Source organism: Pseudomonas lactucae (genome assembly GCF_016937615.1).
Classification (GTDB): Bacteria; Pseudomonadota; Gammaproteobacteria; order Pseudomonadales; family Pseudomonadaceae; genus Aquipseudomonas; species Aquipseudomonas lactucae.
This window is the reverse complement of sequence record NZ_JAFHKI010000045.1, coordinates 55,639-62,553: the sequence shown is the minus strand read 5'-3', so window position 1 is coordinate 62,553 and position 6,915 is coordinate 55,639. Positions and strand designations below refer to the sequence as shown.

Below are 6,915 nucleotides of genomic sequence, written 5' to 3'. Positions count from 1 at the left end.
CCCTCCCACCTTTGACCGAGTTCCAGCATGAAAACGCGCTCGAGTGTGGGAGGGGGCTTGCCCCCGATTGCAGGCGACTCGGTCTCAGGTAATCGGCGCCGGGTTGAACAAGGTGATGTCGTTGTGCAGCTTGTGATGCTCCGCCCAGGTCTGCTTCTTGCCGCTGGCCACATCCAGGTAGAAGTGGAACAACTCCCAGCCCAGCTCCTCGATAGTCGCCCGCCCGGTGGCGATGCGCCCGGCGTCGATATCGATGAGATCCGGCCAGCGCTGCGCCAACTCCGTACGCGTCGAGACTTTCACCACCGGCGCCATCGCCAGCCCGTAAGGCGTGCCACGCCCGGTCGTGAACACATGCAGGTTCATCCCCGCCGCCAGTTGCAAGGTACCGCACACAAAATCACTGGCCGGCGTGGCGCAAAAGATCAAACCCTTGCCCTTGAACCGTTCGCCAGGGCCGAGCACGCCGTTGATCGCGCTGCTGCCGGATTTGACGATGGAGCCCAAGGACTTCTCGACAATATTCGACAACCCACCCTTCTTGTTGCCCGGCGTGGTATTGGCGCTGCGGTCCGCCTCGCCCTTGGCCAGGTAACGGTCGTACCAGTCCATTTCACGCACCAGCTCTTCGGCAACTTCCTTTGTTTGCGCGCGAGAAGTCAGCAGGTAGATGGCATCGCGTACTTCGGTGACTTCGGAAAACATCACCGTCGCTCCGGCCCGCAGCAACAGGTCCGAGGCGTAGCCCAGCGCCGGGTTGGCGGTGATGCCGGAAAACGCATCACTGCCGCCACATTGCATGCCCAGAATCAACTCGGAGGCCGGCACGGTTTCGCGGCGGCGCTGGTCGAGTTTTTTCAGGCGGGTTTCAGCCAACGCCATGATCTGCTCGATCATCTCGGTAAAACCGTGGCTGGAATCCTGCAGCCGGTACAACCACGGCTCGCTCAGGTCGACCGAGCTGTCGTTGTCATGCATCACCTGCCCGGCCTGCAATTTCTCGCAGCCCAGGCTGATCACCAATGCTTCGCCTCCCAGGTTCGGGTTGCGCGCCAGATTGCGCACGGTGCGGATCGGAATGTAAGCGTCAGTGGCGGTGATCGCCACCCCGCAGCCGTAGCTATGGGTCAGCGCCACCACGTCATCGACATGCGGGTACTTGGGCAGCAACTCGTCCTTGATGCGCTTGACCGCATGGTCCAGCACCCCGGTCACACACTGCACCGTGGTGGTGATACCCAGGATATTGCGCGTGCCCACAGTACCGTCGGCGTTGCGATAGCCCTCGAACGTGAAGCCTTCCAGCGGCGCCTGACGCTCCGGCACTTCGGTGGACAGTGGCAGGCTGTCCAGAGGGGGCGCGGTGGGCATGCGCAGTTGATCTTCCTGGACCCAACTGCCGCGCGGAATCGGCGCCAACGCGTAACCAATGGTCTGGCCGTAGCGAATAATCTGACCACCTTCGGGGATATCTTCCAGGGTCACCTTGTGGCTCTGGGGGATGAAATCCACCGTCACCAGGCCGTCCGGGAACTCGGTCCCGGCCGGTACGCCCTGGTCATTCACCACGATCACTACGTTGTCGCGCTCGTGCAAACGAATGGAGCGTGGCGAGTCGGCATGTTCAATCAACTGCATCACGGTGCCTCTCAGGAATGCGCTTGGGTTAGGTTGTTCAACTCCGGCCCCTTGCTTGGCGGCTCTTTGAGTACTACACGCTTGATCGGGCCGACGATGACCAGGTAGCTGAACACCGCCACCAGCGCGTTGGCGCCGACGAACACCAGGGCCCATTTGAACGAGCCGGTGGTGCTGATGATATAGCCGATCACGATCGGGGTGGTGATCGAGGCCAGGTTACCGAAGGTGTTGAACAGGCCGCCACTGAGGCCGGCGATTTGTTTCGGCGAGGTGTCGGATACCACCGCCCAACCGAGTGCGCCAACGCCCTTGCCGAAGAAGGCCAAGGCCATGAAACCCACCACCATCCACTCTACGTCGACGTAGTTACACGCAATGATGCTGCTGGACACCAGCAAACCGGCAATGATCGGCGCCTTGCGCGCGAAGGTCAGCGAATGGCCCTTGCGCAGCAGATAGTCGGAAATCACCCCGCCCAGCACGCCGCCAATAAACCCGCAAATCGCCGGCAAGGAGGCAATGAAACCGGCCTTGAGGATGGTCATGCCACGGTCCTGCACCAGATACACCGGGAACCAGGTCAGGAAGAAGTAGGTGATGCCGTTGATGCAGTACTGGCCCAGGTAAACACCCAGCATCATGCGGTTGGTCAGCAGTTGACGGATGTAATCCCACTTCGGCCCGTCGGTTTTCTTACCCTTGCCCTTGTCCTGATCCATATCGACCATCGCGCCATTGGCGGCGATGTGATTGAACTCGGCTTCGTTGATCATCGGGTGCTGGCGCGGGCTGTGGATAACTTTCAGCCAGACCAGTGAGAACAGAATGCCGATCACGCCCATCACGATAAACACGTGCTGCCAGCCGAAGCGGTAGACGATCCAACCCATCAGCGGCGCGAACAACACCGTGGCGAAGTATTGCGCCGAGTTGAAGATCGCCGATGCCGTGCCGCGTTCAGCGGTGGGGAACCAGGCGGCGACAATTCGCGCATTACCCGGGAAGGACGGCGCTTCGGCCAGGCCCACCATGAAACGCAGCATGAACAGCGCAACCACTGCGGTGGAGACACCGAACTCACCGACATAGCCTTGCAGCACGGTGAACAGTGACCAGGTGAAGATGCTCAGGGCATAGACCTTTTTCGAGCCGAAACGATCGAGCAGCCAGCCACCGGGAATTTGCCCGGCCACGTAGGCCCAACCGAATGCGGAGAAGATATAACCGAGGGTGACCGCGTCGATGCCGAGGTCTTTTTGCAGGCTGGAGCCCGCGATGGCGATGGTGGCCCGGTCGGCGTAGTTGATCGTGGTCACCAGGAACAGCATGAGCAGGATCAAATAGCGGACGTGGGTCGGCTTGGTCGCTTGCATGTAGATGTACTCCCACTAATTATTTTTTTTGCGGGTAATGGTTTTCTGTTTTTGTTGTGGGAACCGGCAGGCATCCGGCTCCCACTGGGTAGTGCGTCTTACGAACCGATGTAGCTGGTTTTCACCACGGTGTAGAACTCTTGCGCATAGCGACCTTGCTCACGCGACCCGTAGGAGGAACCCTTACGGCCACCGAATGGAACGTGATAGTCCACACCGGCGGTCGGCAGGTTGACCATTACCATCCCGGCCTGGGAGTGGCGCTTGAAGTGGTTGGCGTATTTCAGCGAAGTGGTGGCAATGCCCGCCGACAACCCGAACTCGGTGTCGTTGGCCATGGCCAGCGCCGCCTCGTAGTCCGCCACGCGCACTACGTTGGCCACCGGGCCGAAGATTTCTTCACGGCTGATGCGCATCTCGGCTTCGCTGTCGGCAAACAGCGTCGGCGCCAGGTAGTAGCCTTCGGTGTCGCAGGTCACCAGGCCGCCACCGCTGACCAGCCGTGCACCTTCGCTTTGGCCGATGTCGATGTATTTCATATCCTGGTCAAGCTGGGCCTGGGACACAACCGGGCCAATGTCGGTACCGCTTTTGAGCGCGTGACCAACCTTGATCGACTTCATGCGCTCAGCCATGGCCGCGACGAACTGGTCGTGAATACCGGCGGTGACAATCAAACGGCTCGATGCCGTGCAACGTTGGCCGGTGGAATAGAACGCGCTCTGTACCGACAGCTCGACAGCCTGCTTGAGGTCGGCGTCGTCGAGAATGATCTGCGGGTTTTTGCCGCCCATTTCCAGCTGCACCTTGGCCTGGCGCGACACGCAGCTGACAGCGATCTGACGCCCCACACCGACGGAACCGGTGAAGCTGATGCCGTCGACTTTCGGGCTGTTGACCAGCACATCGCCGACTACACGGCCGCTGCCCATCACCAGGTTGAATACGCCGGCCGGGAAACCGGCGCGGGAGATGATTTCCGCCAGGGCCCAGGCACAGCCCGGTACCAGTTCGGCCGGCTTGATCACCACGCAGTTACCGTAGGCCAGGGCCGGGGCGATCTTCCACGCAGGGATGGCAATCGGGAAGTTCCACGGGGTGATCAAGCCGACCACGCCGAGGGCTTCGCGGGTCACTTCGACATTGACACCCGGACGCACCGACGGCACGTAGTCACCGGACAGACGCAGGCACTCGCCGGCGAAGAATTTGAAGATGTTACCGGCACGGGTTACTTCGCCGATGGCCTCGGGCAGGGTCTTGCCCTCTTCACGGGCCAGTAGGGTGCCGAGTTCTTCGCGGCGCGCGAGAATTTCGCTGCCGACTTTATCCAACGCATCGTGGCGAGCCTGAATCCCGGAGGTGGACCAGGCCGGGAACGCGGCGCGGGCAGCATCGATAGCGGCGTTGACCTGTACGACGTCGGCCTTGGCGTACTCGCCGATGACATCGGACAACTCCGATGGGTTGATATTGGCGCAATAGTCGGCGCCGGCCACCCACTGACCGTTGATATAGTTTTCAAAACGCTTGGCTTGGGACACGAATCTTCTCCTGACGCAAAAGGCCGCTGATTACTCAGCGGCCTTGTAGATAAGTTATTGCGGGCCTTGCTTGTCGATCAGCGCGGCCAGGGCTTCGTATTCTTCCGGCAGCAGGTCGGTCAACGGCGTGCGCACCGGGCCTGCGTCATAGCCGACGATTTTTGCACCGGCCTTGACGATGCTCACCGCATAACCGGCCTTGCGGTTACGGATGTCCAGGTACGGCAGGAAGAAGTCATCGATGATCTTGGCAACGGTGGCGTGATCGTCCTTGGCAATCGCGTGGTAGAAGTCCATCGCGGTTTTAGGGATGAAGTTGAACACCGCCGAGGAGTACACCGGTACGCCCAGGGCCTTGTAGGCAGCGGCGTAAACCTCTGCGGTCGGCAGGCCGCCGAGGTAGCTGAAACGGTCGCCGAGACGACGACGAATCGACACCATCAACTCGATGTCACCCAGGCCGTCCTTGTAGCCGATCAGGTTCGGGCAACGCTCGGCCAGGCGTTCCAGCAGCGGCGCGGTCAGGCGGCACACGTTGCGGTTGTAGACCACCACGCCGATGTTTACCGATTTGCAGACCGCTTCAACGTGGGCGGCAACGCCGTCCTGGCTGGCTTCGGTGAGGTAGTGCGGCAACAGCAGCAGGCCCTTGGCGCCGAGGCGTTCGGCTTCTTGCGCGTATTCGATCGCCTGGCGGGTAGCACCGCCGACACCCGCGAGGATCGGCACGCTGGTGGCGCAGGTATCAACAGCGGTCTTTATCACTTGGGAATATTCGCTGGCGGCCAGGGAGAAAAACTCACCGGTGCCGCCGGCAGCGAACAGAGCAGTGGCGCCGTAAGGGGCTAGCCACTCAAGGCGCTTGATGTAGCCCGCCTGGTGGAAGTCACCCTGGGCATTGAAATCGGTCACGGGGAAAGACAGCAGACCGTGGGAAAGGATGGACTTCAGTTCTTGTGGATTCATTATTCGAACACCCTGGGTAAAGACTTTCTGTCGAAAGATTGTTGTCGGTTTTGGTGATGTCGTACGTCATCGTACAACTATAAAAAAATTCGTCAACTGCAATTCATCGACCTTCATCTTCAGACTTGTTGATAAGCGTGTCCTTGACGTAGGAATTTCCCGACATATACTCGAATCAACTGTATATACATACAGTTATCAAGGAAGATTCCTACGACATAGCAAGGAGCTAACATGTCAGGTCTTGAACTCGCAGCCCCCGAGAAGAACCCACCTACCCTGCGTTTCGAAGGTGGTGAACACACCGCCATCGGCGACGATACCCTGTTGCGCTTCGCCAAGGACGCCCCGGCGATTCCCGCACGCCAAATCGAGCTGCACCTGCTCAACGGGCTGGCGCTGACCTACGGCCAGGTGATCGCTCTGGGCGGTGATTTCTATGGCATTCCCGGCCAGCCCATCAGCGATGGCGCCTCCCCCGCCGAGCGCGTACAACGCTTCACCGCCGCCTTCAGCTCGTTGGCGGCATTGCCGGCATCACGGACGGAGGCCGGCAAGATTCTCGCCGTGATGCAAACGGAGATCAACGCGGTCAACCAGGCGATCAAGGCTGGCAAACAACCCCACGAAGCCTACGATGCCCTCGGTGATACGTTGTCCGAGGAATGGAACCGCATCACCGGAGGCGGCAGTGCGGTCTCGGCGCTGATCCCCTTGGGGCGCTACCTGAAACTGGCGGCGGACAATGCCGATCACTTCGGTGAATGGGCCTTGTCGGCGTACCTCGCAGGGCATACCGCAGCGCTGCAACAAGCAGTGGTGGCGCACCAGACCGGCACCGACCAGGCATTGGAGCTGGCCTACGCCATGAACGGCTTTGCTGATCACTTTTTGACCGACCTGTTTTCCGCAGGCCATCTGCGCGTGCCGCGCAAGCAATTGGCCGCAGTAGTGACGCCCAGCGACCTCGGTTCGCTGATCAGCCGCTTCATGCACGACGAAGACAGCAAATTCGGGCTCAAGGTGCAAAATGCCATGGGCGATAAGTGGCACGCCTATGGGGACAAACGCTACTTCGACACCCTCGATGCGGCTAATCGGGCACAGGTCAAACGTGCGGTTCAAGCGTCCGCCGACGAAATCTTCGAAACCTTTATCAGCGGTGCAACGCCCTCACCGGCCAATTTCAAGGCGCCGCTGTATGTACCGGACTTGAACGCCGCGCAAAACCCGGCGAACAACTTTTCGCCGTTGTTCAAAGTGGAGGGTGACACGGTGCTGCGTCGCAAGGACGTGAATGACCTGAACGACAAGCGCTGGACCAATGACTGGTGGGGGTGGAGTACGTATTTGTTGCTCAAGGACTACAAACCAAACAACCCTGCGTAGGT

At 60.1% G+C, this 6,915-nt stretch carries 5 protein-coding genes; 1 reads left to right on the top strand and 4 read right to left on the bottom strand.

From position 1 onward, the window contains the following. Positions 1–84: 84 nt before the first annotated feature. The 4 genes from garD to kdgD all read right to left on the bottom strand — a co-directional run bounded on the left by garD (position 85) and on the right by kdgD (position 5,524). Positions 85–1,638: a galactarate dehydratase gene (gene garD / locus JWR98_RS09065; RefSeq protein WP_078731562.1), complete on the bottom strand. Its 1,554-nt coding sequence runs from the start codon at positions 1,636–1,638 to the stop codon at positions 85–87. Between the two features lie 11 nt (positions 1,639–1,649). Further along, entirely contained in the window at positions 1,650–3,014 is a 1,365-nt protein-coding gene (locus JWR98_RS09060) for an MFS transporter (RefSeq protein WP_003171755.1), read from the bottom strand. A 98-nt stretch (positions 3,015–3,112) separates the two neighbouring features. After that, a complete protein-coding gene (locus JWR98_RS09055; RefSeq protein WP_078731561.1) occupies positions 3,113–4,558 on the bottom strand; it encodes an aldehyde dehydrogenase family protein in 1,446 nt (481 codons plus the stop codon). Positions 4,559–4,612: 54 nt separating this feature from the next. After that, positions 4,613–5,524 (bottom strand): 5-dehydro-4-deoxyglucarate dehydratase, encoded by a 912-nt coding sequence (gene kdgD, locus JWR98_RS09050; RefSeq protein ID WP_003171753.1) that lies wholly within the window; start codon positions 5,522–5,524, stop codon positions 4,613–4,615. Between the two features lie 234 nt (positions 5,525–5,758). Here kdgD and JWR98_RS09045 point away from each other — a divergent pair, with 234 nt between their 5' ends. Then, complete coding sequence (locus JWR98_RS09045) at positions 5,759–6,913, top strand: phospholipase (protein ID WP_205489803.1); 1,155 nt, start codon at positions 5,759–5,761, stop codon at positions 6,911–6,913. Positions 6,914–6,915 lie beyond the last annotated feature (2 nt).